The sequence below is a fragment of the Bradyrhizobium sp. JR4.3 genome, assembly GCF_040547695.1.
Classification (GTDB): Bacteria; Pseudomonadota; Alphaproteobacteria; order Rhizobiales; family Xanthobacteraceae; genus Bradyrhizobium; species Bradyrhizobium canariense.
In genome coordinates this window covers 20122-46456 of the sequence record NZ_JBEPQF010000038.1, presented here as the reverse complement: position 1 = coordinate 46456, position 26335 = coordinate 20122, and the positions used below count along the sequence as shown (strand labels likewise).

The 26335-nt window shown below is 64.5% G+C and carries 28 protein-coding genes; 21 read left to right on the top strand and 7 right to left on the bottom strand.

Annotated elements, in window-relative coordinates:
* Positions 1-39 precede the first annotated feature (39 nt).
* The 3 genes from ABIB91_RS35615 to htpG all read left to right on the top strand — a co-directional run bounded on the left by ABIB91_RS35615 (position 40) and on the right by htpG (position 3304).
* The gene (locus tag ABIB91_RS35615; RefSeq protein WP_219680387.1) at positions 40-639 is read left to right on the top strand and encodes a nuclear transport factor 2 family protein; all 600 of its coding nucleotides are present in this window, start codon (positions 40-42) and stop codon (positions 637-639) included.
* A 251-nt stretch (positions 640-890) separates the two neighbouring features.
* Positions 891-1304 carry a hypothetical protein gene (locus ABIB91_RS35610; protein ID WP_354171450.1) on the top strand — a complete coding sequence of 138 codons (414 nt, stop codon included), beginning with the start codon at positions 891-893 and terminating at the stop codon, positions 1302-1304.
* A 122-nt stretch (positions 1305-1426) separates the two neighbouring features.
* Entirely contained in the window at positions 1427-3304 is a 1878-nt protein-coding gene (htpG, locus tag ABIB91_RS35605) for a molecular chaperone HtpG (RefSeq protein WP_354171452.1), read from the top strand.
* 28 nt (positions 3305-3332) lie between these two features.
* On the opposite strand, the gene ABIB91_RS35600 is transcribed toward htpG, so the two are convergent.
* Positions 3333-6470, bottom strand: a complete 3138-nt coding sequence (locus tag ABIB91_RS35600) for an efflux RND transporter permease subunit (protein WP_354171454.1) — start codon at positions 6468-6470, stop codon at positions 3333-3335.
* 419 nt (positions 6471-6889) lie between these two features.
* On the opposite strand from ABIB91_RS35600, the gene ABIB91_RS35595 reads away from it, so the two are divergent.
* Positions 6890-7171: a DUF3551 domain-containing protein gene (locus tag ABIB91_RS35595; RefSeq protein WP_219680379.1), complete on the top strand. Its 282-nt coding sequence runs from the start codon at positions 6890-6892 to the stop codon at positions 7169-7171.
* Between the two features lie 33 nt (positions 7172-7204).
* A complete protein-coding gene (locus ABIB91_RS35590) occupies positions 7205-7474 on the top strand; it encodes a DUF3551 domain-containing protein (RefSeq protein WP_219680377.1) in 270 nt (89 codons plus the stop codon).
* A gap of 58 nt (positions 7475-7532) precedes the next feature.
* Here the strand turns inward: ABIB91_RS35590 and ABIB91_RS35585 are convergent, their stop codons facing one another.
* Together ABIB91_RS35585 and ABIB91_RS35580 are read right to left on the bottom strand one after the other, a co-directional pair.
* Positions 7533-8234: an SGNH/GDSL hydrolase family protein gene (locus tag ABIB91_RS35585; protein WP_007597229.1), complete on the bottom strand. Its 702-nt coding sequence runs from the start codon at positions 8232-8234 to the stop codon at positions 7533-7535.
* Positions 8235-8322: 88 nt separating this feature from the next.
* Positions 8323-9303 (bottom strand): Bug family tripartite tricarboxylate transporter substrate binding protein, encoded by a 981-nt coding sequence (locus ABIB91_RS35580; RefSeq protein WP_354171457.1) that lies wholly within the window; start codon positions 9301-9303, stop codon positions 8323-8325.
* Between the two features lie 232 nt (positions 9304-9535).
* Between ABIB91_RS35580 and ABIB91_RS35575 the strand changes: the two genes are divergently transcribed.
* The 5 genes from ABIB91_RS35575 (at position 9536) to ABIB91_RS35555 (ending at position 14162) form a co-directional block, all read left to right on the top strand.
* Positions 9536-11350 (top strand): long-chain-acyl-CoA synthetase, encoded by a 1815-nt coding sequence (locus ABIB91_RS35575; protein WP_354171459.1) that lies wholly within the window; start codon positions 9536-9538, stop codon positions 11348-11350.
* Between the two features lie 141 nt (positions 11351-11491).
* Positions 11492-11737: an acyl carrier protein gene (locus ABIB91_RS35570; protein ID WP_007597226.1), complete on the top strand. Its 246-nt coding sequence runs from the start codon at positions 11492-11494 to the stop codon at positions 11735-11737.
* Positions 11724-13106 carry a class I adenylate-forming enzyme family protein gene (locus ABIB91_RS35565; protein WP_219680371.1) on the top strand — a complete coding sequence of 461 codons (1383 nt, stop codon included), beginning with the start codon at positions 11724-11726 and terminating at the stop codon, positions 13104-13106. The genes ABIB91_RS35570 and ABIB91_RS35565 overlap by 14 nt, the downstream gene beginning before the upstream one ends.
* The gene (locus tag ABIB91_RS35560; protein ID WP_219680369.1) at positions 13099-13821 is read left to right on the top strand and encodes an SDR family NAD(P)-dependent oxidoreductase; all 723 of its coding nucleotides are present in this window, start codon (positions 13099-13101) and stop codon (positions 13819-13821) included. Before ABIB91_RS35565 ends, ABIB91_RS35560 begins: the two co-directional genes overlap by 8 nt.
* 125 nt (positions 13822-13946) lie before the next feature.
* On the top strand, positions 13947-14162 hold the full coding sequence (locus ABIB91_RS35555; protein WP_354171462.1) for a hypothetical protein: 216 nt from the start codon (positions 13947-13949) through the stop codon (positions 14160-14162).
* Positions 14163-14166: 4 nt separating this feature from the next.
* Here ABIB91_RS35555 and ABIB91_RS35550 read toward each other — a convergent pair whose 3' ends face one another.
* Positions 14167-14592 (bottom strand): ribbon-helix-helix domain-containing protein, encoded by a 426-nt coding sequence (locus tag ABIB91_RS35550; RefSeq protein ID WP_354171464.1) that lies wholly within the window; start codon positions 14590-14592, stop codon positions 14167-14169.
* Positions 14593-14767: 175 nt separating this feature from the next.
* Between ABIB91_RS35550 and ABIB91_RS35545 the strand changes: the two genes are divergently transcribed.
* Positions 14768-15907, top strand: a complete 1140-nt coding sequence (locus ABIB91_RS35545; protein ID WP_354171466.1) for a DUF3095 domain-containing protein — start codon at positions 14768-14770, stop codon at positions 15905-15907.
* Between the two features lie 4 nt (positions 15908-15911).
* Here ABIB91_RS35545 and ABIB91_RS35540 read toward each other — a convergent pair whose 3' ends face one another.
* The 3 genes from ABIB91_RS35540 to ABIB91_RS35530 form a co-directional block, all read right to left on the bottom strand.
* Positions 15912-16346, bottom strand: a complete 435-nt coding sequence (locus ABIB91_RS35540; RefSeq protein WP_354171468.1) for a DUF2147 domain-containing protein — start codon at positions 16344-16346, stop codon at positions 15912-15914.
* 107 nt (positions 16347-16453) lie between these two features.
* Positions 16454-17839, bottom strand: a complete 1386-nt coding sequence (locus ABIB91_RS35535) for an MATE family efflux transporter (protein ID WP_354171470.1) — start codon at positions 17837-17839, stop codon at positions 16454-16456.
* An 82-nt stretch (positions 17840-17921) separates the two neighbouring features.
* Complete coding sequence (locus tag ABIB91_RS35530) at positions 17922-18449, bottom strand: GNAT family N-acetyltransferase (protein ID WP_354171472.1); 528 nt, start codon at positions 18447-18449, stop codon at positions 17922-17924.
* 238 nt (positions 18450-18687) lie between these two features.
* On the opposite strand from ABIB91_RS35530, the gene ABIB91_RS35525 reads away from it, so the two are divergent.
* The 10 genes from ABIB91_RS35525 to ABIB91_RS35480 all read left to right on the top strand — a co-directional run bounded on the left by ABIB91_RS35525 (position 18688) and on the right by ABIB91_RS35480 (position 26314).
* Positions 18688-19284, top strand: a complete 597-nt coding sequence (locus tag ABIB91_RS35525) for a superoxide dismutase (protein WP_007597204.1) — start codon at positions 18688-18690, stop codon at positions 19282-19284.
* A 255-nt stretch (positions 19285-19539) separates the two neighbouring features.
* Complete coding sequence (locus ABIB91_RS35520; RefSeq protein ID WP_007597202.1) at positions 19540-20151, top strand: permease; 612 nt, start codon at positions 19540-19542, stop codon at positions 20149-20151.
* Positions 20148-20648, top strand: coding sequence for a hypothetical protein (locus ABIB91_RS35515; protein ID WP_148775145.1), 501 nt, complete (start codon positions 20148-20150; stop codon positions 20646-20648). The genes ABIB91_RS35520 and ABIB91_RS35515 overlap by 4 nt, the downstream gene beginning before the upstream one ends.
* Before the next feature lie 44 nt (positions 20649-20692).
* On the top strand, positions 20693-20941 hold the full coding sequence (locus tag ABIB91_RS35510; protein ID WP_354171475.1) for a hypothetical protein: 249 nt from the start codon (positions 20693-20695) through the stop codon (positions 20939-20941).
* 2 nt (positions 20942-20943) lie between these two features.
* On the top strand, positions 20944-21699 hold the full coding sequence (locus ABIB91_RS35505; RefSeq protein ID WP_354171477.1) for a metal ABC transporter ATP-binding protein: 756 nt from the start codon (positions 20944-20946) through the stop codon (positions 21697-21699).
* A gap of 6 nt (positions 21700-21705) precedes the next feature.
* On the top strand, positions 21706-22575 hold the full coding sequence (locus ABIB91_RS35500; RefSeq protein WP_007597190.1) for a metal ABC transporter permease: 870 nt from the start codon (positions 21706-21708) through the stop codon (positions 22573-22575).
* Between the two features lie 5 nt (positions 22576-22580).
* Positions 22581-23444, top strand: coding sequence for a metal ABC transporter solute-binding protein, Zn/Mn family (locus tag ABIB91_RS35495; RefSeq protein ID WP_007597189.1), 864 nt, complete (start codon positions 22581-22583; stop codon positions 23442-23444).
* A gap of 54 nt (positions 23445-23498) precedes the next feature.
* Positions 23499-24548 (top strand): CobW family GTP-binding protein, encoded by a 1050-nt coding sequence (locus ABIB91_RS35490; RefSeq protein ID WP_007597188.1) that lies wholly within the window; start codon positions 23499-23501, stop codon positions 24546-24548.
* Positions 24548-25567, top strand: a complete 1020-nt coding sequence (locus ABIB91_RS35485; RefSeq protein ID WP_354171506.1) for a WD40 repeat domain-containing protein — start codon at positions 24548-24550, stop codon at positions 25565-25567. Before ABIB91_RS35490 ends, ABIB91_RS35485 begins: the two co-directional genes overlap by 1 nt.
* A gap of 30 nt (positions 25568-25597) precedes the next feature.
* Positions 25598-26314, top strand: a complete 717-nt coding sequence (locus ABIB91_RS35480; protein ID WP_219680356.1) for an MgtC/SapB family protein — start codon at positions 25598-25600, stop codon at positions 26312-26314.
* Positions 26315-26335: the final 21 nt, after the last annotated feature.

Sequence of the window (26335 nt, the reverse complement as noted above, 5' to 3'; positions counted from 1 at the left end):
CGGCCGCGTTGCAGCCGCGGTGCCATCGGAGACGTGTTCATGGACCAGCAACTCCTCGACCGCCTCGCCATTCGCGACCTCGTCGAGAACTGGGCGGTGTGGCGCGATGCCGGCGACTGGGAGCGCTTTGCCACGGTCTGGCACGAGGAAGGCTGGATGTCCGCCACCTGGTTTCAGGGGCCGGCGCGGGATTTCATGCGGGTCAGCCAGGAGGGGTTCGCCAAGGGCGTGCGCATCCTGCATTTCCTCGGCGGCACCAGTATCGACCTCGAGGGGGCGCGCGCCATCGCGCAGACCAAGATGACCATCTCGCAGCGCGCGCCGGTGCACGACGTGCCCTGCGACGTGGTCTGCACCGGGCGCTTCTACGATTTCCTGGAGAAGCGGCAGGGAAAATGGGGCATCGTCCGCCGCCAGCCGATCTACGAGAAGGACCGGATCGACCCGGTCGATCCCGCCGCGACACTTCAGCTCGACCAGAAAGCCCTTGCCGCGCTCCCGGAAGGCTACCGCCACCTCGCCTACATGCAGGAGCTGATCGGCTACAAGGTCAAGCGCGACATGCCGGGCCTGACCGGGCCTGAGGTCGAGAAGCTCTATGCCGAGGGTCGGGATTGGCTGGCGGGGAAGGCGAACTGAACTCCAGACAAAAGTAAGGCGCGACTGGCATCACCACAGTCGCGCCCTACGTCACCGGCTTATGGGGCAGGGGGGAATAGCCGGCTGTTGAGACGACTCCCGTCCGCGAAAGTCGTTCCAGGCGGTTGCGAAATTTTTTTCGCGGGGACCGTGCCCTTTCGCACACGGTTAAGTGATCTTAACGACTGAGAACTCTGGGTCCTCTCCTCGCGTTGTTCCCGCGATCGCCATGGGGCGAGGGACCGACAGCCATGTCACAGATTCTAAAGGTATTTTTAGGCGCGGTCGCGATCGCCGCGACGCTTGGCGCTGTCCAGGTGGGCGCCGTGCAGCTGGCCTCCGGCCATGATCTGGCCGACCGCTGGCAGGCGGTCGCTGACAAGCCGGGCCATAACGTCAATCGCGCCAGCAAAGCCGACCGGCTGGCCGACATCAAGCAGGCTGAGGTTCCGACCCGCACCGTGTCGATGCGGCTGAACGATCTGGCCGACACGTCGGTGCTGCTGCGGGTCCCCGCAGTGATCGAGGCCGGCAACGCCAAGCCGCCGGTGTTGCTCCCGGACCAGAAGCAGAGCCGCAAAAAGCCGACGATCGCCTGCGAGCCGATGGTCAGCTCCCTGACCGAGGTCGCAAAACTGCTCCAGCCCGGCCGCTGCGTGACCTGACCGGCATTTGCCACGGACAAGTCGCCCTCCGTCCGGAGGGCGATTGCTGCCGTCCACTTGATCCCCTGCCCCCTCGCGTTATATCCCGGGTTTCTTCCCCTTTCGATTGACCGGGTAAACGCATGACGACGTCAGACACGGCTGTGCATACGCAGCCCTTCCAGGCCGAGGTTTCCGAGCTTCTGCACCTGATGGTGCACTCCGTCTATTCCGAGACCGACATCTTCCTGCGCGAGCTCGTCTCGAACGCATCGGACGCCTGCGACAAGCTGCGCTATGAGGCTATCGCTACTCCGGCGCTGCTGGGTGACGGCGACGCGCTCAAGATCCGGATCATTCCGAACAAGACGGCCGGAACGCTTGCGATCGCCGACAATGGCATCGGCATGGAGCGGCAGGAGCTGATCGACCACCTCGGCACCATCGCCCGCTCGGGCACCAAGGACTTCGTGTCGAAGCTCAAGGAGGCCAAGGATGGTCTCGGCCTGATCGGCCAGTTCGGCGTCGGCTTCTATTCCGCCTTCATGGTCGCCGACAAGATCGTCGTGGTCAGCCGCCGCGCCGGCGAGAGCGACGTCTGGACCTGGATGTCCTCGGGCGGCTCGGGCTTCGAGATCGCGCGTGCCAGCGAGGAGGATGCGGGCCGCGTGCAGCGCGGCACCGAGATCGTCCTGCACCTCAAGGACGATGCGAAGAAATATCTCGAAGCTTACGAGATCGAGCGCATCATCGGCGCTTATTCCGACAACATCCTCTTCCCCATCGAGCTCGTGCCCGAAGAGGGCGAACCGCGCCAGATCAATTCTGCAAGCGCGCTCTGGCAGCGCTCGAAATCCGAGCTCACGCCGGAAGACTACAAGAAGGCCTATCAGCAGATCGCCTCCGCCTTCGACGATCCCGCGATGACGCTGCATTATCGCGCGGAGGGGCGTTACTCCTACGCCGTGCTGCTGTTCGCGCCATCGACAAAGCCGTTCGACCTGTTCGAGCCAAACCGCAAGGGGCGCGTCAAGCTCTATGTCCGCCGCGTGTTCATCACCGACGATGCCGATCTGCTGCCGGGCTATCTCCGCTTCATCCGCGGCGTCGTCGACAGCGAGGATCTCCCGCTCAACATCTCCCGCGAGATGCTTCAGAACAATCCGCAACTCGCGCAGATCCGCAAGGCCGTAGCGACCCGCGTACTGTCCGAGCTCGAAAGCCTTGCGGAGAAGGATCCGGAGAACTTCGCGAAAATCTGGGAGGCCTTCGGCGCGGTGCTGAAGGAAGGCATCTACGAGGATTTCGAGCGCCGCGAAAAGCTGCTCGCGCTGTCGCGTTTCACCACGACCTCGGGCGAGAAGCGCTCGCTCAAGGACGTCATCGCCGATTTCAAGCCGAACCAGACCGAGATCTATTACCTCGTCGGCGACAGTATCGAGCGGCTGAAGTCGAACCCCCGGCTCGAGGCGGCGACTGCGCGCGGCATCGAAGTGCTGCTGCTGTCCGATCCCGTCGACGCCTTCTGGACCTCGATGCCCTCGGAGTTTGACGGCAAGCCGCTGAAGTCGCTGAGCCAGGGCGATCTCAATCTCGACCTGATCCCGCGCGTCGACGAGGCCGACGAGGCGAACAAGGACGAGCCGGCCGCCGACGAGGCCGCCACCATCGCGGTGATCAAGGCCGCGCTCGGCGAGCGCGTCAGCGACGTCAAGGCCTCGACGCGTCTGACCAGCTCCGCGTCCTGCCTCGTCGCCGACAGCCAGGGCCCGAGCCGCGAGCTCGAGCGCATCCTGTCTCAGCAGAACCGTGGCATGCGCACCAAGCCGATCCTCGAGATCAACCTGCGCCATCCGCTGGTCACGGCGATCACGAAGGCTCAGGCCGGCTCCAAGACGGTTGACGATCTCAGCCTGCTCCTGCTCGAACAGGCGCAGATCCTGGACGGCGAGCTGCCGGAGGACCCTGCGGCGTTTGCGGCAAGGCTGAACCGGCTGGTGTTGCAGGGGCTCGGCGGGTAGCGGGCGCAGGCCATATGTGCCGCCGCGCTCATTCCGCCGCGTGATCCTTCCGCTCATCGCACGCGACGGTAGCTTGCGGCTTCTTCTCCATCCAGCGCGAGAGCAGGTCGGAGAAGCGGTCGAGGTAGAGGTAGACGACCGGGGTCGTGAACAGCGTCAGCGCCTGGCTCACGAGAAGGCCGCCGACCATCGCATAACCGAGCGGTTGGCGGATTTCGGAGCCGGTGCCGCTTCCGAGCATCAGCGGCACGCCGCCTAGCAGGGCGGCCATCGTTGTCATCATGATCGGGCGAAAGCGCAGCAGCGCCGCCTGGCGGATCGATTGCTCCGGGGTGAGATGCTGCTCGCGTTCGGCCGCGATGGCGAAATCCACCATCATGATGCCGTTCTTCTTGACGATGCCGATCAGGAGAATGACTCCGATCAGGGCGATGAGACTGAAGTCGAAGCCGAAGATCATCAGGATCGCGACGGCGCCGACGCCAGCCGAGGGCAACGTGGACAGGATGGTCAGAGGATGGATGTAGCTCTCGTAGAGCACGCCCAGAATCAAATAGACCACGACCAGTGCGGCGAGGATCAGCAACGGCACGGTGCCGAGCGATTGCTGGAATGCCTGCGCGGTACCCTGAAAACTTGTTGCCAGCGCCGGCGGCGCGCGCATCTCGCGGACCGCGTGCAGCACCGCGTCGGTCGCCTGCCCCAGCGCCACGCCCTCGGCAAGATTAAAGCTGATCGTCACCGACGGAAATTGGCCTTGATGCGAGATCGCAAGCGGTCGCACGGGCACATTGGTCCAGTTGCAGAACACCGAGAGCGGCACCTCGTCGCCGGTAAGCGGTGATTTGAGATAGATCTTGTCGAGCGTACCGAGCTGCCCTTGCAGGTCCGGTGTGATCTCCAGGACGATGTGATAGCTGTTGGTCTGGGTAAAATATTGCGCGACCTGACGCTGGCCGAACGCGTCATAGAGGGTGTCGTCGATCAGCTGCGGCTGAATGCCGTAGCGTGCGGCGGTGTCGCGATTGATCCTGAGTTGAACCGTCGTGCCTTCGGTTTGCTGGTCGGTCGCGACGTCGCGCAGTTGCGGCAGCGTCTTCATCGCATCGAGGATTTTCGGCGCCCATTCGTTCAGTTCGGCGAGGTTAGCGTCCTGGAGCGTGAATTCGAACTGAGTGCGGGTGGCGCGGCCGCCGAGACGAACGTCCTGCGAGGCCTGCATATAGAGCTTGGCGCCCTCCACCTTGGCGATCTTGGGCCGCAGCCGCGCGATGATCTGCTGTGCGCCGGCATCGCGCTCCTCCAGCGGTTTCAAGGTGATGTACATGCGCCCCGAGTTCAGTGCCGTACCGCCGCCGCCGATGAACATCGCGATCGAAGCGACGGCGGGGTCGGCCTGCACGATGGTGTTGAGCTCCACCTGGCGCCGTTTCATCTCGGCAAAGGAGATGTCCTGGGGCATCTCGGACACGGCTGTGAGGAAGCCGTTGTCCTGCTGCGGGAAGAAACCCTTCGGGATCAGGATGAAGAGGTAGATCGAGAGTGCTACGGTCGCGAAGAAGATGCAAAGGGTGACGAAACTGTGGCGCAGCGCGACGTCGAGCCCGCGTTCGTAGGCGCCGAGCACCCTTTCGAACATCCGCTCGCTCCACTGGTAAAAGCGGCCGTGCCGAGCCTCGTGGTTGGCGCGCAGGAAGCGCGAGGCCATCATCGGCGTCAGGGTCAGCGACACCACCAGAGAAACAAGGATCGCCATCGCCAGCGTGACCGCGAATTCGCGGAACAGCCGGCCGATGATGCCGCCCATCAGGAGCAACGGGATCAGCACCGCGATCAGAGAGATGCTGATCGAGACGATCGTAAAGCCGATTTCGGCCGCGCCCTTGTAGGCCGCAGCAAGCGGCCTCTCGCCCTGCTCGACGTAACGGGTGATGTTCTCCAGCATCACGATGGCGTCGTCCACCACGAAGCCGACCGCGATCGTCAGCGCCATCAAGGAGAGGTTATCCAGCGAATAGCCGAAGACCCACATCAGCGAGCAGGCTCCCAGTAGCGCTAGCGGCACAGTGATGCTCGGGATGATCGTCGCCCAGAAGCTGCGGAGGAAGATGAAGATCACCATCACCACGAGCGCGATAGTGGTCATGAGCGTGATCTGTACGTCCTCGACGGCGGCGCGGATGGTGATGGTGCGGTCGCTGATGATCTTGATCGAGATCGCGGGCGGGATGGCCGCGATCAGCCGCGGCAGCTGCGCCTTGATGCGATCGACGGTCTCGATGACGTTGGCGCCGGGTTGCTTGAAGATGACGAGGAACACGCCGCGCTTGCCGTCGGCCCAGGCCGCCGTCTTCATGTCCTCCGGCCCTGCCACGGCCTCACCGATGTCGCGGATCCGCAATGGAGCGCCGTTGCGATAGGCGACGATGACGTCCTGCCAATGCTGGGCCTGGGTGAGCTGGTCGTTGGCGTAGATCGTGTAGGCGCGCTTGGCCCCGTCGATGCTGCCCTTCGGGCTGTCGGTGGTCGCAGCCGCGATCTGGGCGCGCACGTCCTCCAGCGACAGGCCCTTGGCGACGAGCTTGGCCGGATCGATCTGTATGCGTACCGAGGGTTTCTGCTGTCCGCCGACGAACACTTGGGCGACGCCGGATAACTGGCTGATCTGTTGCGCGAGCTGCGCATCGGTGCGGTCGCTGACGACGGTCAGCGGCAGCGTGTCGGACGTCGCGGACAGGATCATCACCGGCGAATCCGCCGGGTTGACCTTGCGATAGGTGGGAGGCGAGGGCAGGTTCTTCGGCAATTGGCCGCTCGCTGCATTGATCGCTGCCTGCACATCGTTGGCGGCGGCGTCGATCTTCCGGTTGAGGTCGAACTGGATCGTGATCGACGCCGAACCCAGCGAGCTGGTCGACGTCATCTGCGTGATGCCGGGGATCTGTGCGAGCTGGCGTTCGAGCGGCTGCGCCACGGAAGAGGCCATGGTCTCGGGGCTGCCGCCGGGGAGCGAGGCCGAGAGCTGAATGGTCGGAAAGTCGACCTGGGGCAGCGGTGCAACCGGCAGCAGAGGATAGGCCACGAGGCCAACGAACAGGATACCCGCCATCAGCAGTGAGGTGCCGATCGGATAGCGGATGAACGGAGACGAGAAGCTCTCTTGCATGCCCTGACACCACAGCCCTGGCCAGCGCATCTTCTCCCCGCGCACAGCGGAGTCGCGCCCGAGAGCGCAAGTGCGTTTCCTTCAGCCCATTTGCTTGTTCATTGCCCTGGAACGTCGTCGGTCCGGGCCGGCGTTGTGATAGAAAGACTAGTACGTTCGCTTGGGCCAGCGAACGGATTCCTGCGCTGGATGCTTTGCGACCTTTGTCGAAGGAGAGCTGCAGCGAGTTATGCGTTCCGCGCAGGCCGGAAAACTGGGTGCTTTCCGCTTCCGCATCTTTGCGGCGCTGTGTCTCACTCATTTCGTCGCGTGTCACAAGCCGGAGAGGTATGAAATAGGAACAATCGCTTCTGCCGCGCAGTTGTGCCATATCGAAATGACATAACGCGTGCCGTTGCCACCGATTCGAGGAATGTCCGATGCGCCTGCCGATCCTGACCCTCACCGCAATTGTCACGCTGTTCGCGGCGGCAGATGCCAGCGCCCAGACCTACGATCCGCGTTACCCGGTCTGCATGCACGTCTACATGCCCGGCGGTTTTGGCGGTGGTGGCGGCGACTATTTCGACTGCTCCTTCACCTCGCTGCCGCAGTGCCGCGCCACGGCTTCGGGCCGCTCGGCAAGCTGCGACGTCAATCCCTACTACGCGTTCGACCAACCCCCGCCGCCGCCGCGCCGGCGCCACAAGAACGTGCACTAGCGATCCGCAATGCGGCCTTCAGGGGGAATTTTCATGCGTCGCTTATTCGGCCTGATCATGACCGTCGGTGCCCTGCTCACGGCCGCGCCATCGCATGCACAGACCTTCGATCCGCGCTATCCCGTCTGCATGCACGTCTATTCCGGTGCGAACGGGGGTGGCGGGGAGTGGTACGATTGCTCCTTCACCTCCGTGCCTCAGTGCCGAGCTACCGCTTCAGGCCGCTCCGCCAGCTGCGATCTCAATCCGTATTATCCGTTCAACGCACCACCGCAGCGCTTGCGCCATCAGCGCGGCGGCTAGCGCGGGGCAATTACGTCCCGGCGGTCCGTGGGGCATCGGATGAGCCGCCGCGTGCCTTTTAGGAGGGCGGCGCCATGTTGACAGCATCGACGATTGCGTTGGTCAATTGCCACGTCATCTTGTCCGTGGTCCAGTCGCTTGCGTGCAGCCTGTCGTCGTCGCCTGGGTCGACCATGCGGTCGAACGAAATCCCGGCGACATCATGCCAGCCCTTCATCAGCGCGAAACGGCCGAAGACGTTGACGCGCTTCTCCTGCGCGATCTGGCTGATCGCCTTGACCATGGCGCTTGCCTTCCTGGCCTTGGCCGGTGTCAGCAGCGCCGGCACATATTGAAGGTCCATCAGGATCACATCGATCTGCTTGGCGTCGAGCAGCCGGTCAACACCCTCGCGGATCGCTTGCGTGGTGTCCTCGAACGAGGGACCGGCGGATTGCCACACTGAATTGGTACCGACCTGCCAGATCACCAGATCGGGCTTCAGATCGAAGACGTCATGCTCGAACCGATTCAACTCCAAACGAGCATCTTCGCCGCCGACGCCGCGGTTGATCACCTCGATTGCGACGTTTGGAAATTTTATCCGAAGGTCCGACAGCAGCCGCTGCGGATAGGGCGCAATACCCCCTTCGCCCGCCGTGGTCGACGAGCCGATCGCGACCAGCCTGGCCTGTCCGCCCTTCACTCGGTGAGCAAAATTTGTCAGCGGCTGCTCGAAAGGCGCGGCCCGGACGGGAAACTCTAAGGGATCGAGAGCCACGGGTCGCTTTCCTTTCGCAGCCAGAACAACGCCGGCAGAAAGAATAGCCCGTTTCCCCGAGGTCACCTAGCGTCGCGAGGCCCGATTGCTATTGCTTCCGGATGCCTGACAGCTCCACCACCTTGCGCCAACGGTCGGTCTCCGCCGTCAGCATGCCGCCGAATTCGCTGGCATTGCCGTGCAGCGGGATCGCGCCGAGCCCGGCGATGCGGGACTTGATCTCCGCATCGGACAGCGCGGCGTCGATTTCGCGATTGAGCAGGTCGATGATCTCGCGCGGCGTGTCGTGTGGAGCGCCGACACCGTAGAATGAACTCGTCTCGTAGCCGCTGAGCGTGTCCGCGATCGGCGGCGCGTCCGGCAAAATCTCCGAACGCTCGCGCGTGGTGACGCCGAGTGCGCGCAATTTGCCGGCGCGCACGAGCTCGAAGGATGAAGTGACGTTGTCGAACATGCCCTGAATCTGGCCGCTCATCACGTCGGTCAATCCGGGAGCCGAGCCGCGATAGGGCACGTGGATGAACTGCACGCCGGCCAGCGACTTGAACAGCTCGCCGGAGAGATGCAGCGAGGTGCCGATGCCGGAAGAGGCAATCGACATCTTGCCGGGATTGGTCTTGGCGTAGGCGATGAAGTCGGCGACGCTGTTCACCGGCAGGTCGTTGTTGACGACCAGCACCAGCGGAATTCGCGCGACGCCGGCGACCGGCGCGATGCCCTTGGCGAAATCATACGGCAGCGCCGGGTCGAACGAGGCGTTGATGGCGTTGGCGGTCGAGGTCAACAGCAGGGTGTGACCATCGGGGGCGGACGTAATCACCGCCTGTGTCCCGATATTGCTGCCGGCGCCGGGCTTGTTCTCGACGACGAAGGTCTGGCCGAGCCGGTCGGAGAGGCGCTGGCAGAGCAGCCGCGACAGCACGTCGGTGGCCCCACCCGGCGCATAGGGTACCACCCATTTCACGCTGCGCGAGGGATAGGAGGGGTTGCCGATCGCAAAGGCGCGTGGCGTGGCGAGCACGGTTGCGGCAGAGGCTGCAGCCTGAAGGAAATGTCGCTTGGTGATCATCATGCTCTCCAGTTCACCTCGCGCCGCAAGCGAGGCAAGGGGGCACGCGTAGCGCGCCCCGACAACTGGCTTTGCTATCGCAAGGATTGCGAGACTGCGCACGCCCATCCCACCGGTTTGGTAAAGGATGACTAGAGTTAATCGCGCACTAACCCGGTTTTACCTTGTCTCTTAACACCTGGGCAGGGCGTGCGAGCTAAGCTCTCGGAACCAGCAGACACGTTCCGAAAGAATGAACGGCATGACAACCGGCGTCATCGAGCAACCGAAAGCCGCGCGCGCACCTTCGGTTTCGAAAATCTGGCTGAAGGCGATCGAGCTCACGGCACGGATCGAGACGTTGCCGGGCCGGCTGTTCGCCGACGTCGTCGATGATTGGGCGCAGCGCCAGCCCGATCGCATTGCGCTGGCCACCGATGACGCGAGCCTCGACTATGAGGGGCTTTCGAAACGCATCAATCGCTATGCGCGGTGGGCGCGCTCGGCCGGTGTGGCCAAGGGCGACAGTGTCGCGCTGATCATGCCGAACGGCATCGACTATGTCGCGGCCTGGCTCGGCATCAGCCGGGTCGGTGGCGTGGTCGCGCTGATCAACACCAAGCTCGTCGGCCGGTCGCTCGCGCATTGCATCGGTGTCGCAAGGCCCGCCCACATCATTGTCGCGCACGAGCTTAAGGATGCGCTGGACGGCGCGTCGCCACCCCTGAACACGGAAGCAAAGGTCTGGACTCATGGAGATGCCCGCAGCGAACGTGCGATCGATGTCGCGCTTGCCGCCCTCGACGACGGGCCGCTTTCGCCGGACGAGCGTGGCGACGTCACCATCGACGACCGGGCCCTGCTGATCTACACGTCCGGGACGACCGGCCTGCCGAAAGCCGCCAGCATCAGCCACCGCCGCATCCTCAATTGGGGCTTTTGGTTCGCCGGCCTCACCGGCGCGACGCCGCAGGATCGGCTATACGATTGCCTGCCGCTGTTCCACTCGGTCGGCGGCATCGTCGCGCCATGCAGCATGCTCGCTGCCGGCGGTGCGGTGGTGATCGCGGAAAAATTCTCGGCCTCGAATTTCTGGCCCGACATTGTGCGCCACGACTGTACGCTGTTTCAGTATATCGGCGAGCTCTGTCGCTACCTGCTCAAGGCGCCGCCGTCGGAATACGAGAACCGGCATCGCCTGCGGCTCGTCTGCGGCAACGGCCTGCGCGGTGATATCTGGGACGATTTTCAGGCGCGTTTCGCCATTCCGCGCATCCTCGAATTCTACGCGGCGACGGAAGGCAATTTCTCGCTGTTCAACGTCGAGGGCCAGCCCGGCGCGATCGGCCGCGTTCCGCCGCTGCTCGCGCATCGTTTCCCTGCCGGTCTCGTCAAGCTCGATCCCGATAACGGCGCGCCGCTGCGCAATGCAGAGGGGTTTTGCATCGCCTGCGCGCGCGGCGAGCCCGGCGAAGCCATAGGCCGCATCGGCACGGCGGATGAGGGCGGCGGCCGCTTCGAGGGCTACACCGAGGCGAGCGAGACCGAGAAGAAGATCCTGCGCGATGTCTTTGCCAAGGGCGATTCCTGGTTCCGCACCGGCGACCTGATGCGGCTCGACGAGAAGGGATTCTTCCACTTCGTCGACCGCATCGGCGACACCTTTCGCTGGAAGGGCGAGAACGTCGCGACTTCGGAGGTCAACGACGCAGTGCGCGATTTCAGCGGCGTGATCGACGCCACCACCTACGGCGTCAGCATCCCCGGCACTGATGGCCGCGCCGGCATGAGCGCGATCGTGGTGAACGAGGGCTTCGTCCTCGAGGCGCTGCCCGCCCATCTCGCACAGCGCCTGCCGGCCTATGCTCATCCTGTCTTCATACGCATCTCGCGCGAGCTCGATGCGACCGAGACGTTCAAGCAGAAAAAGGGCGAGCTCGCGCGCGAGGGGTTTGATCCGGGCGCGGTCTCCGATCCGCTGTTCATGCTGGACCCGAAAACCGGCGCCTATGTCGCGCTGGACGCAGAGACATATGCGCAAATCAACGAGGGTACGATCCGGCTCTAGCCGCGCGAAAATCCGCCAGATAGGTCCAATTTTATCCGAATTGTCCAAGAAGCCATTTACTTCTGTCGGGTAAACAAGCGGCCAAGGGAGGCGGTCATCAAGAGCCGCCGGAACACGAACGACAACAGAAGCGAGCCAGCCATGTCGGTACGGTCTAAGGTCATCGAAGCGATCCAGCAGATCGCCAAGGAACAGCACGTCGCGCTTCCCGCACTCTCGGACGATCTGTCCCTGCACGAGACGGGCTTCGACTCGCTCGCCTTCGCCATCCTGGTGGCGCGCCTCGAGGACGAGACCGGCGTCGACCCTTTCACCATTTCCGAGGACGCAGCGTTCCCTGCCACCGTGGGCGATTTCGTGCGGGCCTACGAAAATGTCCCCGCGTGAGATCTTTGCGCTCCGCGACCATCTTGGCGCGGAGCTGACCGGACGCACGCTGTCGGACGCGCAGGATGTCGTGTCGCTGACGGATATCCTGTCGCAGACGGTCCTGGCTGGCCGCCTGGGCGAGCTGTCCGGCCGCGCCGTGCTGCTGAAATTGTCTGACCAGCTCCGATCGGGTCTTGCCATGATCGAGCTCGACGGTATTGCCCGCCGCATGCTGCTATGCCCGCCCGATCTCAACCCCGCGCATCTCGATGCGCTGATGGCGGATGCCGGGATCGATGCCGTCGTCACCGACGAGCCCGATCGCTGGGCCGAGACCGGCGTGCCGCTGGTCGTCACCGCACAACTGCCGCTTCAAGCCACTGCGCCGGCCAGGACCGAATGTGCCACGGAGTGGCTGATGCTCACTTCGGGCACGTCGGGCGTGCCGAAAATCGTCGGCCATACGCTGGAAGCACTCACCGGCGCCATCGTCGCCGAAGGCCCGGCGCGCGGACCCGCGCCAATATGGGCGACGTTCTACGACATCCGCCGCTATGGCGGCCTGCAGATATTCCTCCGCGCCGTCCTCTCGGGCGGCTCGATGGTGCTGTCCGATCCGCATGAGGCGCTCGGCGATCACGTCACGCGGCTGAACGCGCGCGGCGTCTCCCATATCTCCGGCACGCCCTCGCACTGGCGCAAATTGTTGATGAGCGGCTCGGCCGCGCAGTTCGCGCCGCGCTATGTCCGCCTCTCCGGCGAGATCGCCGACCAGGCGGTGCTGGACGGCCTGAAGGCGGCGTTCCCGAATTCCTCCGTCGGTCATGCCTATGCATCAACCGAGGCCGGCGTCGGCTTTGCCGTCAATGACGGGCTGGAAGGCTTTCCGGCGGACTATCTCGGCAACCGCAACGGCGTCGAAATGAAGGTCGTCGACGGCTCGCTACGCATCCGTTCGACCCGCACAGCGCACGCCTATATCGGCCGCGACGCGGCCGCGCTCACCGATGCGGACGGGTATGTCGATAGCGGCGATATCGTCGAATTGCGCGGCGACCGCTACTATTTCGTCGGCCGCCGCGGCGGCATCATCAATATCGGTGGGCTGAAGGTTCACCCCGAAGAGATCGAGGCGGTGATCAACCGTCATCCCGACGTACGGATGTCGCGGGCGAAGTCACGCAAGAGCCCGATCACCGGCGGCATCGTCGTCGCCGACGCGATCCTCGCCGACGGTACCGATACGGCGCGCGCGAAAGAGATCCGCGACCAGATCCTGGATCAGTGCCGCGCGCAGCTCGCGTCCCACAAGGTGCCGGCGGTGATCCGCTTCGTCGAGGCGCTCGACGTCACCCCGGCCGGCAAACTGGCGCGCACCGATGCATAATGTTCTCGTCACGGGTGGTAGCCGCGGCATCGGCCTTGCAATCGGCCAGCGGCTTGTTGATGGCGGCTACAACGTGATCGCGGCGGCGCGGCGCGAGAGCGACGCGCTCAAGGCGGCGATTGCCGGGTCGGAGGGGCGCCTGCATTTCCGCGCCTGCGACCTCGCCGTGATCGACGCGATTCCCGCTTTCGCAAAACTCGTGCGCGATGAATTCGGCCCGATCTACGGCCTCGTCAACAATGCCGGCCTCGGCACCGAAGGCCTGCTCGCGACCATGCACAATTCCGAGATCGAGGCGCTGGTGCAGCTCAACGTGCTGTCACCGATCATTCTCACCAAATATGTCGCACGGCAGATGATGGCCGACGGTGCCGGCCGCATCATCAACATCTCGTCGATCATCGCGACCACCGGCTATAACGGCCTCTCCGTTTACGGTGCGACCAAGGCCGCCGCTACCGGCTTCACCCGTTCGCTTGCGCGCGAGGTCGGCAAGCTCGGCATCACCGTGAACGCGATCGCGCCCGGTTTCATCGACACCGAGCTGACGCACAATCTCTCCGACGATAGCCGAAAGCGCATCGCTGGCCGCAGCGCGCTGCGCCGCCTGCCGGAGACCGACGACGTCGCGCGCATGGTGGAATATCTGCTGGGAGAGGGCGGGCGCAACGTGACGGGTAGCGTGTTCACGGTCGACGCGGGCAACACGGCGTAGGCGGAACTCTACTGCCACAATTGCATTGATCCGGCGCAATGACATCATCCGGATTTGGTCGTAAGCTGCCGCGCAATCGATTGGCTTACGTCAATCGATCTGCCCTAATCGATAGGGAGCAGTCAATGACCGCTGCGAGCCCGGACAAGGCGTCGGTAAAGTCATCTTCCGCACAGCAAAGCGACGTCCACTGCCAGACCGTTCACTGCCAACCGATGTCTCATCAAAATTCAGGTGATCACGGTTACGAAATGTATCCGCAGAAATTCGTCCGTCTGGTCGGCTGCCATGACGTACCCTCATCCGCGCTACGCAAGCGCGAGGGCGAGAAGTTGCACTAGACGTTCAGGTCCGGTGCTTCGGCAGGTCAATCCGTTCGTGTGAGAACTCCGGCGGGCCGTCGGTCAGGCGGCGGATCCGGCGCTCGCGTTCGTCTTCAGACAGGGCAGGATCGAGCAGCGCCTCGAGTTCATGCACTGCAAGCTCTTCGATCCTGGTGGCATCCGAGGCGAGCGGGTGCCCTGGCGGGAGTGCCGGGGGCGCGACCTTTAGGCCCAGCTCGACCAGCGTACGAATGGCATCGGAGCGCGACAGGTGATGGGTTTCCGCCCAGCTATCGACGGCCGCGGTCAGGCTTTCCGGCATCTTCACCGCGCTGATCGGATCACGGCCAGTGCGCCGGCTTACCGGAGCGATGGAGTCCTTCCTGTCGAAGTCGGACACGTCGATGTTCCCGCGCAACCATGTGAGATCATCGAGACTAGACGCCATTTACGGCCAACTGTTTGATGCCGATCAATGACCTTCTGTGGCATTGCAGCGCGCCCTCATCTTGTTGTCCGGGTCCATTTCGGCCACTGGTTGCAAGGGCGCCCCCCGGCGAACCCGAATCGATCCTGCTACGTATGTCTTTTGGACGCGCGTCCCAACCATCCGGCATCATCCGATGACATCAGCGTTCTATAGCGGCATTCCGGTCTTTCGCGGCTTCACCAGCCTGATGGACCCCGCTTTGTATTCGCCGCTGCCCGACGACTGGAGCGTCGGCGTTGCCGACATCGTGGATTCCACCAAGGCCATCGCGGCGCAGCGCTACAAGGCGGTGAACATGGCCGGTGCCGCCGTGATCGCGGCGGTGACGAACGCATTGGAGGGACGCGAATTTCCCTTCGTGTTCGGCGGAGACGGCGCGAGTTTTGCGGTCGCGCCTAATGATCTCGAACTGGCCCGCGAGGCTTTGGCTGCGACCGCGACCTGGGTGCGGGAAGATCTCGATTTGCGGATGCGCGTCGCGCTGGTGCCGGTGAGCGCCATTCGCGCGCAGGGCCTCGACGTGCGCGTCGCGCGCTTCGGCCCGTCGGCCAATTTGTCCTATGCGATGTTTTCTGGCGGCGGGCTCGCCTGGGCGGACGCAGCGATGAAGTGCGGCGAGTTTGCGATCATCGAAGCGCCCGCGGGCACGCAGCCCGATCTCTCCGGCCTGTCCTGCCGCTTCGAGGTGATTCCGGCTGCGCGCGGCCTGATCCTGTCCGTGCTGGTCATGCCGGCCCAGGGCGCCGATCCCTCGGCATTCCGCAACGTGATCGAGGACATCATCCACCTCGTCGAGCGCAGCCCGGATGCCGGTCGGCCCGTGCCGCCACAAGGGCCGCCGCTGACATGGCCGCCGCAGGGGCTGGAATATGAGGCGCGCACCAAGCGCGGAGGTCCGCTGCTCGGGCGCCGCGCCAGCGTGCTGGCCTACACGCTTTTCGTCTATCTGATCATGCGCTTCGATCTCAAGGTCGGCGGCTTCGTGCCGAAGCTCTATACACGGCAGGTCGTGGAGAACTCCGATTTCCGAAAATATGACGACGGCCTGCGCATGATCCTCGACTGTACGCCGGAGCTCGAACGCGCCCTCAGCGATCGCCTTGCGACTGCCGCGCGCGACGGCATCGTGCGTTACGGCCTCCACCAGCAGGACGCCGCGATGATGACTTGCTTCACCCCGTCGGCGCTGCGCAGCGACCACGTCCATTTCATCGACGGCGCGCGGGGCGGCTATGCCTCGGCTGCGACGGCGCTGAAGGCGATGACGGCGTGAAGCGCTAGCGTCCCGCCCGGGTCCAGGTTTCGCCGCCGCAGAGCGCGCCGACGCAGCCTTCGACCCGCAGCGAATCCGCTGATGTCACGGTCACGCTGCTCGCATAGGTGCTGCCGTCGTCGGCATTGTAGATCTGGCCCGACCATTTGTTCGGCCCTGAAGGCTGCATGCCGCTGAACAACGGCAAGCCGATCATTGGGCGCTTGGCGAGGGCGGGATTGGGATTCTTGCTGTCGGTGGCGGGCTGGCCGGTCGCGGTGTCGTGGGGTTCACGCAGCCAGATGACGTTGCCGCAGATGCCGCCGCCGCATTTGCTGATCTTGACGCGGGCATCGCCGGCCTGGGTCAGCCAGGTCCCGTCGGCGCTCTGCGCACGGGCGGCAGTCGCGCCAAGGAGCGCAGCCAGAAGGACGATGAGAGCAGCGAATCTGGAAGTCATGGAGAGAGCCCCGAAGTGGAGCGCCTCCATAGCAGCCCAGCAGGATAGTGCAACGCTGGATGGAATCACATTCCTGAGTTTATCTGCCTGCGTGCAATGACCTGCGCTCATTTGCCCCAGCGCACCAAGGCGACCGACCCTGCGGTCGAAAGCCCGAACACCACCATGGCGCCGCCGACCAGCGCGAACAGGGTCCAGGCTGGAGCCTGCGCCATCATGAGGGTGCCGCCGCCGATCGCGACGATCAGAAGGCGCGCGGTGGAGGCGAGCACGGGACCGCCGACCCGCGCCGCGCCTTGCGAGGAGAAATACAGCGACACGCCCATGCCGAAGAACACAAAGGTCGGGCCCGCCCAGTGGAAGTAGCTGTGCGCGGCGGCGGCGACGCCGGCATCCCTGGTGAAGAGCGAAACCCACAGAGACGGATCGAGCGCGATGACGAGGCCGATCAGGCCGACCGTAATTCCCGAGGCCGCGGCCGCGGTCCAGGCCACGCGCCGCGCGCGTTTCACCTGTCCGGCGCCCATCGCCATGCCGACCATCGGCACCGATGCGATGCCGAAGGCGAAGGTGATCGGGATCAGCAAGAATTCCAGTCGCGAGCCGATGCCGTAACCGGCCAACATCTCGGTGCCGAAGGTCGCCAGGATCTTGGTGAAGATCAAAATGGTGAGCACGGTCTGGAGCGGCGACAGGCAGGCGACCGCGCCGACCTTGAGGATGTCGAAGAACAACGCGCGATCGAAATGGAAGGCGCGGAAATCCAGCGGCAGCCGGCTGCGGCCGGACCAGAGATACCAGAGGAAAAAGATCGCAGCACAGGTGAACGCGATCAACTGACCGGCGGCGACGCCGGGCATGCCGAATTGCGGCACGCCGAACAGGCCGAGCCCCAGCGTGCCGCCGAGCGCGATCTGGAGCACGCTCGTCCCGATCAGGGCCATCGAGGGCAGACGCATGTCGCCGGTGCCGCGGATCACCGAGGCCAGCGTGTTGACGAGCCAGATCGCGACCGCGCCGGAGAACAGCATTTGCGAATAGCCGCTGGCTTCCTCGAGCACGCGCTCGCGCCCGCCCAGCAGCGTAAAGAACGAGCGGCCGAAGACGAGCATCGTCACCGTGAAGAAAAGCCCGCCGCAGAGGCCGATCATGGCGGCATGCAGCGCCAGCGTCGCCGCACGGTTCCGGTCGCCTGCGCCGAGCGCGCGGCTGATCGCAGACGAGACGCCGCCGCCCATCGCGCCCGCGCTCATCATCTGCGTCAGCATGGCGAACGGAAACACCAGCGCGATCGCTGCGAGCGGGATGGTGCCGAGCCGGCCGATATAGGAGGTCTCGGCGACCGCAACCAGCGTGCTGCCGACCATCGCGATCATATTGGGGATCGCAAGCCGCAGCAGTGTGGGCAGGATCGGTGCCGTCAGCAAGCCGGCGATGGGGGAGGCGACCGGGGCAGGCGGCGGCACGGCGTCTATCGAGGCGTCGATCGTCATGTGTCACCGCGCGGAATATTGGATGATGACCGACATATTATATGGCGTGCGGCGCCGGCGCCAGCCTCGCTTCACGCAGGGCTCACCAGGGCAGGCCGCAGAGGTCGATGGTGCCCAGCGTCGGCGCGCTGACGATGTTGCAGACATAGGGCGCCATGTGGGTGAAGCGGATCCGCCCCTCCGGCTGCTCGCAATAGACCTCGCCCTTGAAGGGGAGCCAGCTGCGGTTCTGGTAGAACGCGACATTGTGCGGCTCGCAGAACAGCAGCGCGAAGCGGACCGCCTCGTTGGCACGCATGGTATGCAGCGCGGCTTCGATCGCCATGGTGGCATAGCCGCGGCCGCGCCGGTCCTCCCGCGTGCAGACGCCGCCGATGCCGCCGATGTGAACCTTCTGCCCGTTCCAGGTGACGGTGCGGAAGTAGATGCCGACATGGCAGACGAGACCATCCTCGGGCGTCTCGATCAGCACGCGCAAATCGGCATTGGCCCATTTGACGTGAGCCCAGGAGGGCTTCTCGGCGGCGTCGCGTCCCCAGACGGCGCTGAGCAGGGGCTGTGCGATCGGCCACGAGGCGTCGCCGTTCAAAATGTCGATCTCGATGCTCATCGCTCTCTCTTTCGCATCTCCGCGCCGTGGGTGCGTTTCGTTCTGCCATAAGCACCTCAAAGGCAATGATATTTTACGGCCCGGTTGAAACGCCCCACATCCTTGCGACGATTTTATGCAATCCGGCCAAGCCGCCGCACCATGCCTTCTGGAAAATTCGCGGTATTTAACGGCCACGGAACCTTCTATAAGGGGTGACCGTTAAGTCTCGTTCCCCCATCAGTCGCGGACAACACCCATGACCTTTACGCTGCCCCCACTCCCCTACGCCTATGACGCCCTCGGGCAATTCATGTCGAAGGAAACGCTCGAATTCCACCACGACAAGCATCATCAGGCCTATGTCACCAACGGCAACAACGCACTCAAGGGCACCGAATGGGAAGGCAAGTCCCTTGAGGAGATCGTCAAGGGCTCGTTCGGCAAGAACCCCGCGGTGTTCAACAATGCCGGCCAGCACTACAACCACATCCATTTCTGGAGCTGGATGAAGCCCAATGGCGGCGGCACCAAGCTGCCGGGCAAGATCGAGAAGAAGATCAACGAGGATCTCGGCGGCTTCGAGAAGTTCAAGACCGACTTCCAGGCGGCCGGCGTCGGCCAGTTCGGCTCCGGCTGGTGCTGGCTCCAAGTCAAGAACGGCAAGCTCGAGATATCCAAGACCCCGAACGGCGAGAATCCGCTGGTGCACGGCGCCACCCCGATCCTCGGCTGCGACGTCTGGGAGCACTCCTACTACATCGACTATCGCAACCGCCGTCCGGACTATCTCAAGGCGTTCGTCGAGAACCTCGTGAACTGGGAATACGTCGAGTCCCTGTTCGACAAGGCGTAAGATTTTACGCCATCATTCCGGGATGGTGCGCTAGCACCAGACCCGGAATCTCGAGATTCCGGGTTCGGCTTCGCCGCCCCGGAATGACGGAAACAACGGAAGGCGGTCGCACGTGCGGCCGCCTTTTTGCTGTGCGGAATTCGGCCCCGCATGGCCCTGCGCGAGGTGCGCATCGCTCCCGTCATCGTACTGTTTGCATCGCATCTGCGGCGCCCTTAATCAGGACGGGCATCACCCTCGAGCCGAACGCGCCCGTTGTCAGAACCCTCCCCGAAAGACCCGGCGCCCGCCGAGGACGCGGACTCCGAGCCACGGCCGGGGCGCGTGCGCAAGCCGATCGGCTGGTCGACCATCATCATCGCAGCGCTGGTGGCGGTGAGCGCGGGTCTGGTCTGGCGGCGTGACGGCACCGACGGTGTTCTCGAGATCCTGACCCACGATCTCTCGCTGTTCGGCGGCATCCTGCCGCGCGTGCTGGCCGGCTGCCTGCTCGGTGCGTTCATCTCCGAGATCCTGCCGCACGAAAAAGTCTCGCGCGCGCTCGGGCCGAAATCGGGCCTGAAAGGCCTTCTGATCGGCACTGCCTTCGGCGCGATCCTGCCCGGCGGTCCCTTCACCGCCTATCCCGTGGCGAGTGCGTTGCTCGCGGTCGGCGCCGATTTCGGTGCCACCATCGCCATGGTCGTGAGCTGGACCTTGATCGGCTATGGCCGGGCGGTGGCCTGGGAAATCCCGATCATGGGTACCGACTTCACGCTGTGGCGCATCGTCATCTCGCTGCCGTTGCCGGTGCTCGCAGGCGCGCTCGGCCGCTTCGTCTATGTCCGGCTCTATCCGAAGCCAGCCCTGAAGGACGACGAGAATTGAGCGCCGCGCTTCTGATCGACATCCTGTTGTGGGGCTCGGTGTTCGGCGTCGGCCTGATCGCCTTTCGCCGCGGCCCACCGGTGTTCAAGGCCTCGCTGCGCGAAGGCTCCATGGACTTCATCAACATCGTGCCCCGGATCGCGCTGGGGGTGATCGGCTCCGGCTACATCGCCGCCATCATCCCGCAGGAGGTGATCAGCGGCTGGCTCGGCCCGGACAGCGGTTGGCTCGGGGTTGCGACTGCCGTGGTCGCCGGGGCCGCGACCCCCGGCGGCCCGGTGATCGGGTTCTCGATCGGTACGGTGGCGCTGAAATCGGGCGGTGGGGTACCGCAGGTGGTCGCCTATGTCGTCGCTTGGGCGCTGTTTGCCTTCCAGCGGGTGATTTTGTGGGAAATTCCGTTCATGCCGGCCCGTTTCGTCTGGTTCCGCTGTGCGGTTTCGGTGCCGTTCCCGTTCGTCGCCGCCGCCATCGCCATGGTGATCGGGAAGCCCTAGAGCCCGGCGTGGACAGAGGTAATGTTATAATATAACGTTTCGGCATGGTTCCCGCCGCGTCCCAAGCCCATCATCACGATCATGCTCATGGCCATTCCCATGATCATTCCCGTGACCACGGGCATTCGCATGGACACGATCATACCCACGCACACATCCATGGTGCGGCCTCTCCGCATCCGGCTCAGGCGGCGCATTGGTCGATCCTGCGCATGACGATGGCCGCCCGCCTCGCGGCCGCGCTCGCGGTCTGTGCCGTGCTCTGGGGCGTGGTCTTCCTGGCGATGAGGTGACCATGGCGGCGCTGCATTTCCACAACGTTACGCTCGGCTATGACCGTCACCCGGCCGTGCACCACCTCAATGGTGAGGTCGCCCCGGGCGCGTTGCTGGCCGTGATCGGCCCGAACGGGGCCGGCAAGTCGACACTGCTGCGCGGCATTGTCGGCATCCTCAGACCACTCGACGGCAGCATCCATCTCGGCGGGCTCGACAGCCGCGATATCGCCTATCTGCCGCAGAGTGCGGAGATCGACCGCAGCTTCCCGATTTCGGTGCTGGACTTCGTTGCCACCGGGCTGTGGCGCGGGACCGGCCTGTTCGGCGGCATCGGCAAGGCGGCGCGCGAAAAGATCCTCCGCGCGATCGCTTCCGTCGGTCTCAACGGTTTCGAAAACCGCCCGATCGGCACACTCTCGGGCGGCCAGATGCAGCGCGTGCTGTTTGCGCGCGTGCTGCTCCAGGACGCGCGGCTGATCGTGCTGGACGAGCCCTTCAACGCCATCGACAGCAAGACCACGGCCGATCTGCTGGCGCTGGTGAAGCACTGGCATGGCGAGGGCCGCACCGTGCTCGCCGCGCTGCACGACATGGAGATGGTGCGCACCCATTTCAGCGAGACGCTGGTGCTGGCGCGCGGGCCCGTGGCGTGGGGCCCGACGGCAGAGGTGCTGACGTCGGAAAACCTTATGGTCGCGATGCGGATGTGCGAAGCCTTCGACGACAGCGCCGCCGCCTGCTCGGCCGATGATGCCCGCTCACGGGCGGCTTGATATCCGATGCTCTATGACGCGCTGATCGGCCCGTTCACCGAATTCGAGTTCATGCGACGTGCGCTCGCGGCCGTCATCGCGCTGTCGCTCGCGGGCGCGCCGATCGGCGTGTTCCTGATGTTGCGGCGAATGAGCCTGGTCGGCGACGCCATGGCGCATGCCATCCTCCCCGGCGCCGCTGTCGGTTTCCTGCTTTCCGGTCTCAACCTGTTCGCGATGACGGCCGGCGGCCTGATCGCGGGCTTTGCCGTCGCGATCCTCGCAGGCCTCGTCGCACGCTCGACCGGGTTGAAGGAGGATGCCTCGCTCGCGACCTTCTATCTGGCCTCGCTGGCACTGGGCGTGACCATCGTCTCGATCAAGGGCACCAATATCGACCTGCTGCACGTGCTGTTCGGCAATATCCTCGCGATGGACGATCAGACGCTGCTGGTCGTCGCCTTCAACGCCACGGTGACGCTGCTGGTGCTCGCCGTGATCTATCGCCCGCTGGTGATCGAGAGCGTCGATCCCTTGTTCTTGCGCACCGTGAGCCGGGCTGGCGGGCCTGCGCATCTCGCTTTCCTTGCGCTGGTCGTGATCAACCTCGTCAACGGCTTTCAGGCGCTCGGCACGCTGCTCGCGGTCGGCCTGATGATCCTGCCGGCCGGCATCGCGCGGTTCTGGTCGCGCGATCTCACCGTCATGATCTGCATCGCGGTCGTCGCTGCCGCCGTCTCCGGCTATGCAGGTCTTGTGCTGTCGTTCCAGACCCGTGTGCCCTCGGGCCCTGCGATCATTCTGGTGGCGAGCGCGCTCTACACCGTCTCCGTCCTGTTCGGCCGGGTCGGCGGCGTCGTCAGGCAGCTGTTTCCCGGCCGGCATCTGGAAGCGTGACAGCGATGCGGCGCATCCTGCTTTGTGTGCTCTTGCTGATCGCCTCGCCGCTGCACGCTGCGGAGCAGCTGAAGGTCGTCGCGAGCTTCTCGATCCTCGCCGATTTCGTCCGTAATGTCGGCGGCGACCGGATCAATCTGACGACGCTGGTCGGGGCCGACAGCGACGTCCACGTCTACACGCCCGCGCCCAGCGATGCGAAGCGGATCGCGGACGCAAAGCTGGTCATCGTCAACGGCCTTGGTCTCGAGGGCTGGCTGCCGCGCCTCGTGCAGTCCTCCGGATCCAAGGCGCAGGTGATCACCGCGAGCGCCGGCATCGCGCCGCTCAAGCTCGGTTCGGCCGCCGACCCGCATGGCTGGCAGTCCGTTCCCAACGCCAAAATCTACGTCACCGACATCGCCAATGCGCTGGCCGCGGCCGACCCTGATGACGCGGAGCTCTTCCGCGCCCAGGCCAAGGCCTATCTGGAAAAGCTCGAAACGCTTGACCGCGAGGTCCGCGATGCCGTGGCCAAAATCCCGCAGGAGCGGCGCAAGGTGATCTCGACCCATGACGCCTTCGGCTATTTCGCCGCCGAATACGGCGTCCAATTCATCGCGCCGCTCGGCGTCTCCACGGAAACCGAGCCCAGCGCGCGGGACATCGCCACCATCATCGGCCAGATCAAGGCCCAGAAAATCCCAGCCGTGTTCCTGGAAAATATCAGCGACGACCGGCTGATCCGGCGGATCGCGGCGGAGACCGGCTCAAAAGTCGGCGGGACCCTGATTTCGGACGGTTTGACCGGCGAAAAGGGGCCTGCACCCACTTACATTGATATGGTCAGGCACAATATAAAGGCCCTGACCAGCGCGCTTGACCACTAGGGCAGGGGCCACCCCGCCTCGCGTCGCGCGAAAAGCCCGAAGTCCGGAGTTGTTATGTCTGAAGCGACCGCCCCAAAAATTCCCGTGACCGTCCTGACCGGCTATCTCGGTGCCGGCAAGACCACGCTGTTGAACCGCATCCTGTCGGAAAACCACGGCAAGAAGTACGCCGTCATCGTCAACGAATTCGGCGAGATCGGCATCGACAACGACCTCATCATCGGCGCCGATGAGGAAGTGTTCGAGATGAACAACGGCTGCATCTGCTGCACCGTGCGTGGCGATCTCGTGCGCATCATGGAAGGCCTGATGAAGCGCAAGGGCAAGTTCGACGCCATCATCGTCGAGACCACCGGTCTTGCCGATCCGGCACCGGTGGCCCAGACCTTCTTCGTCGACGAGGACGTGCAGAAGAACGCGCGTCTCGATGCGGTGGTCACGGTTGCGGACGCAAAATGGCTGTCCGACCGTCTCAAGGACGCGCCCGAGGCCAAGAACCAGATCGCCTTTGCCGACGTCATCGTGCTGAACAAGACCGATCTCGTCACCAAGGGCGAGCTTGCCGAGGTCGAGGCCCGCATCCGTGCCATCAACCCCTATGCGAAGCTGCACCGCACCGAGCGCTGCTCGGTGGCTTTGGCCGACGTGCTCGACCGCGGCGCCTTCGACCTCGATCGCATCCTCGACATCGAGCCGGACTTCCTGAATGCCGATGATCATGACCACGACCATGATCATCATCACCACGGCCACGACCATCATCACGATCATGATCACGGCCACGGCCTGAAGCACTATCACGACGAGGATATGCAATCGCTGTCGCTCAAGACCGACAAGCCGCTCGATCCCAACGTGTTCATGCCCTGGCTCCAGAATCTGGTGCAGGTGGAGGGCGGCAAGATCCTGCGCTCCAAGGGCATCCTCGCCTTCCACGACGACGACGACCGTTACGTCTTCCAGGGCGTCCACATGATGCTGGAGGGCAACCACCAGCGGAAGTGGAAGGACGGCGAGCCGCGCGAGAGCCGCCTCGTCTTCATCGGCCGCGAATTGCCGCAAGATCTCATTCGCCAGGGTTTTGAGAGCTGCATCGTCTCGTGATGAAAGAGTTTACGCCGCCCGCCGATTCCGCCTCGATCGTCTCCGTCACCGAGCGCGTCAAGCCGCTCGCGCTCGGCATGGTCGTGACCTCCGTGCATTTCCTTGGGCCCCGCGCTGCCTTCGTCGGCGGCGAGGAGAATGTCGCGTTCGTGGATGGCCAGGGCGAGATCAGCAAGGTCGCCGTGCACAGCGGCGGCATTCTCTCGGCCGCCTCCGATGGCAAGCGCCTCGTGATGGGCGGCGACGATGGAAAAGTCGTGTCGCTCGACGCCAAGGGCGAGGTGACGCTGCTTGCGAGCGACCCGAAACGGCGCTGGATCGATGCGGTGGCGCTGCATCCGGACGGTGCCTACGCCTGGTCGGCCGGCAAGACCGCTTTCTTCAAGAGCGGCAAGAGCGAGGAGAAGTCGCTTGAGGTGCCCTCAACCGTTGGCGGCCTCGCGTTTGCGCCGAAGGGCCAGCGTCTCGCGATCGCCCATTACAACGGCGCGACGCTGTGGTTTCCCAACATGGCGGGATCGGCCGAATTCCTGCCCTGGGCTGGCTCGCATCTCGGCGTCACCTTCAGCCCGGACAACAAATTCCTGGTCACCACGATGCACGAATCCGCGCTGCACGGGTGGCGGCTTGCCGACAACAGGCACATGCGTATGACCGGCTATCCCGGCCGCGTCCGCTCGATGTCGTGGAGCGCGGGCGGCAAGGCGCTGGCGACCTCGGGCGCCGACACGGTGATCCTGTGGCCGTTTGCCAGCAAGGACGGCCCGATGGGCAAGGAGCCCGCGATGCTCGCGCCGCTCCAGGCGCGCGTGTCGGTCGTCGCATGCCATCCCAGGAACGACATCTTCGCCGCCGGCTATAGCGACGGCACCGTGCTGATGGTGCGTCTGGAGGACGGCGCCGAGATCCTTGTCCGCCGCAATGGCACGCCGCCGGTGGCCGCGCTCGCCTGGAACGCCAAGGGGACGCTGCTGGCGTTCGCCGACGAAAATGGGGATGGCGGGCTGCTGGAGCTTTGATCTGTCATCGTTCCGGCCGTAGATGGGGCCATGCGGTTTCTGACGACCTTCCAGATCGCTGACTTTGCGGACACGCTGGTCAGTCTGTTCACGGCCTTCGTGCTGGGCACGCTGATCGGTGCCGAGCGGCAGTACCGCCAGCGCACCGCGGGCCTGCGTACGAACGTGCTGGTCGCGGTCGGCGCCGCCGCCTTCGTCGATCTCGCCATGCACCTGACCGGCGCCGACGGCGCGGTGCGGGTGATCTCCTACGTCGTCTCGGGCATCGGCTTCCTCGGCGCCGGCGTCATCATGAAGCAGGGCATGGACGTGCGCGGGCTCAATACCGCGGCGACGCTATGGGCTTCAGCCGCGGTCGGCTCCTGCGCGGGCGCCGACATGATTGCCCAGGCGGCGGCGCTGACGGTGTTCGTGATTGCCGGCAACACCATGTTGCGGCCATTGGTCAACGCCATCAACCGCATTCCGCTGAACGAGAAGACCTCCGAGGCGACCTATTACTTCAAGCTCGCGGTCGCACCGGACGCCTTGCCCGACATGCGCGACCGGCTCGTCGAGAAGCTCGAGGGCGCAAAATATCTGGTGGCCGATATCGAAATGGTCGAAACCGGGGATGATTTGATCGAGATCGTGGCAAAGCTGGTCGCGAGCGCCGTCGATCCGAACGAGCTGAATGCGGTGGCGACCGATCTCCAGCACCTGCCCGGCGTCCGCCACGCCACCTGGGAGGTCAGCACCACGGATTGAGCGCGCAGGCGTCGAGTTCCG

What these genes read in the sequence shown, in the direction of transcription:
- ABIB91_RS35615 (WP_219680387.1), top strand. Translation starts at nt 40, where the DNA reads ATGGACCAGCAACTCCTCGACCGCCTCGCCATTCGCGACCTCGTCGAG.
- ABIB91_RS35610 (WP_354171450.1), top strand. Translation starts at nt 891, where the DNA reads ATGTCACAGATTCTAAAGGTATTTTTAGGCGCGGTCGCGATCGCCGCG.
- htpG (WP_354171452.1), top strand. Translation starts at nt 1,427, where the DNA reads ATGACGACGTCAGACACGGCTGTGCATACGCAGCCCTTCCAGGCCGAG.
- ABIB91_RS35600 (WP_354171454.1), bottom strand. Translation starts at nt 6,470, where the DNA reads ATGCAAGAGAGCTTCTCGTCTCCGTTCATCCGCTATCCGATCGGCACC.
- ABIB91_RS35595 (WP_219680379.1), top strand. Translation starts at nt 6,890, where the DNA reads ATGCGCCTGCCGATCCTGACCCTCACCGCAATTGTCACGCTGTTCGCG.
- ABIB91_RS35590 (WP_219680377.1), top strand. Translation starts at nt 7,205, where the DNA reads ATGCGTCGCTTATTCGGCCTGATCATGACCGTCGGTGCCCTGCTCACG.
- ABIB91_RS35580 (WP_354171457.1), bottom strand. Translation starts at nt 9,303, where the DNA reads ATGATCACCAAGCGACATTTCCTTCAGGCTGCAGCCTCTGCCGCAACC.
- ABIB91_RS35575 (WP_354171459.1), top strand. Translation starts at nt 9,536, where the DNA reads ATGAACGGCATGACAACCGGCGTCATCGAGCAACCGAAAGCCGCGCGC.
- ABIB91_RS35570 (WP_007597226.1), top strand. Translation starts at nt 11,492, where the DNA reads ATGTCGGTACGGTCTAAGGTCATCGAAGCGATCCAGCAGATCGCCAAG.
- ABIB91_RS35565 (WP_219680371.1), top strand. Translation starts at nt 11,724, where the DNA reads ATGTCCCCGCGTGAGATCTTTGCGCTCCGCGACCATCTTGGCGCGGAG.
- ABIB91_RS35560 (WP_219680369.1), top strand. Translation starts at nt 13,099, where the DNA reads ATGCATAATGTTCTCGTCACGGGTGGTAGCCGCGGCATCGGCCTTGCA.
- ABIB91_RS35555 (WP_354171462.1), top strand. Translation starts at nt 13,947, where the DNA reads ATGACCGCTGCGAGCCCGGACAAGGCGTCGGTAAAGTCATCTTCCGCA.
- ABIB91_RS35550 (WP_354171464.1), bottom strand. Translation starts at nt 14,592, where the DNA reads ATGGCGTCTAGTCTCGATGATCTCACATGGTTGCGCGGGAACATCGAC.
- ABIB91_RS35545 (WP_354171466.1), top strand. Translation starts at nt 14,768, where the DNA reads ATGACATCAGCGTTCTATAGCGGCATTCCGGTCTTTCGCGGCTTCACC.
- ABIB91_RS35540 (WP_354171468.1), bottom strand. Translation starts at nt 16,346, where the DNA reads ATGACTTCCAGATTCGCTGCTCTCATCGTCCTTCTGGCTGCGCTCCTT.
- ABIB91_RS35535 (WP_354171470.1), bottom strand. Translation starts at nt 17,839, where the DNA reads ATGACGATCGACGCCTCGATAGACGCCGTGCCGCCGCCTGCCCCGGTC.
- ABIB91_RS35530 (WP_354171472.1), bottom strand. Translation starts at nt 18,449, where the DNA reads ATGAGCATCGAGATCGACATTTTGAACGGCGACGCCTCGTGGCCGATC.
- ABIB91_RS35525 (WP_007597204.1), top strand. Translation starts at nt 18,688, where the DNA reads ATGACCTTTACGCTGCCCCCACTCCCCTACGCCTATGACGCCCTCGGG.
- ABIB91_RS35510 (WP_354171475.1), top strand. Translation starts at nt 20,693, where the DNA reads ATGGTTCCCGCCGCGTCCCAAGCCCATCATCACGATCATGCTCATGGC.
- ABIB91_RS35505 (WP_354171477.1), top strand. Translation starts at nt 20,944, where the DNA reads ATGGCGGCGCTGCATTTCCACAACGTTACGCTCGGCTATGACCGTCAC.
- ABIB91_RS35500 (WP_007597190.1), top strand. Translation starts at nt 21,706, where the DNA reads ATGCTCTATGACGCGCTGATCGGCCCGTTCACCGAATTCGAGTTCATG.
- ABIB91_RS35495 (WP_007597189.1), top strand. Translation starts at nt 22,581, where the DNA reads ATGCGGCGCATCCTGCTTTGTGTGCTCTTGCTGATCGCCTCGCCGCTG.
- ABIB91_RS35490 (WP_007597188.1), top strand. Translation starts at nt 23,499, where the DNA reads ATGTCTGAAGCGACCGCCCCAAAAATTCCCGTGACCGTCCTGACCGGC.
- ABIB91_RS35485 (WP_354171506.1), top strand. Translation starts at nt 24,548, where the DNA reads ATGAAAGAGTTTACGCCGCCCGCCGATTCCGCCTCGATCGTCTCCGTC.
- ABIB91_RS35480 (WP_219680356.1), top strand. Translation starts at nt 25,598, where the DNA reads ATGCGGTTTCTGACGACCTTCCAGATCGCTGACTTTGCGGACACGCTG.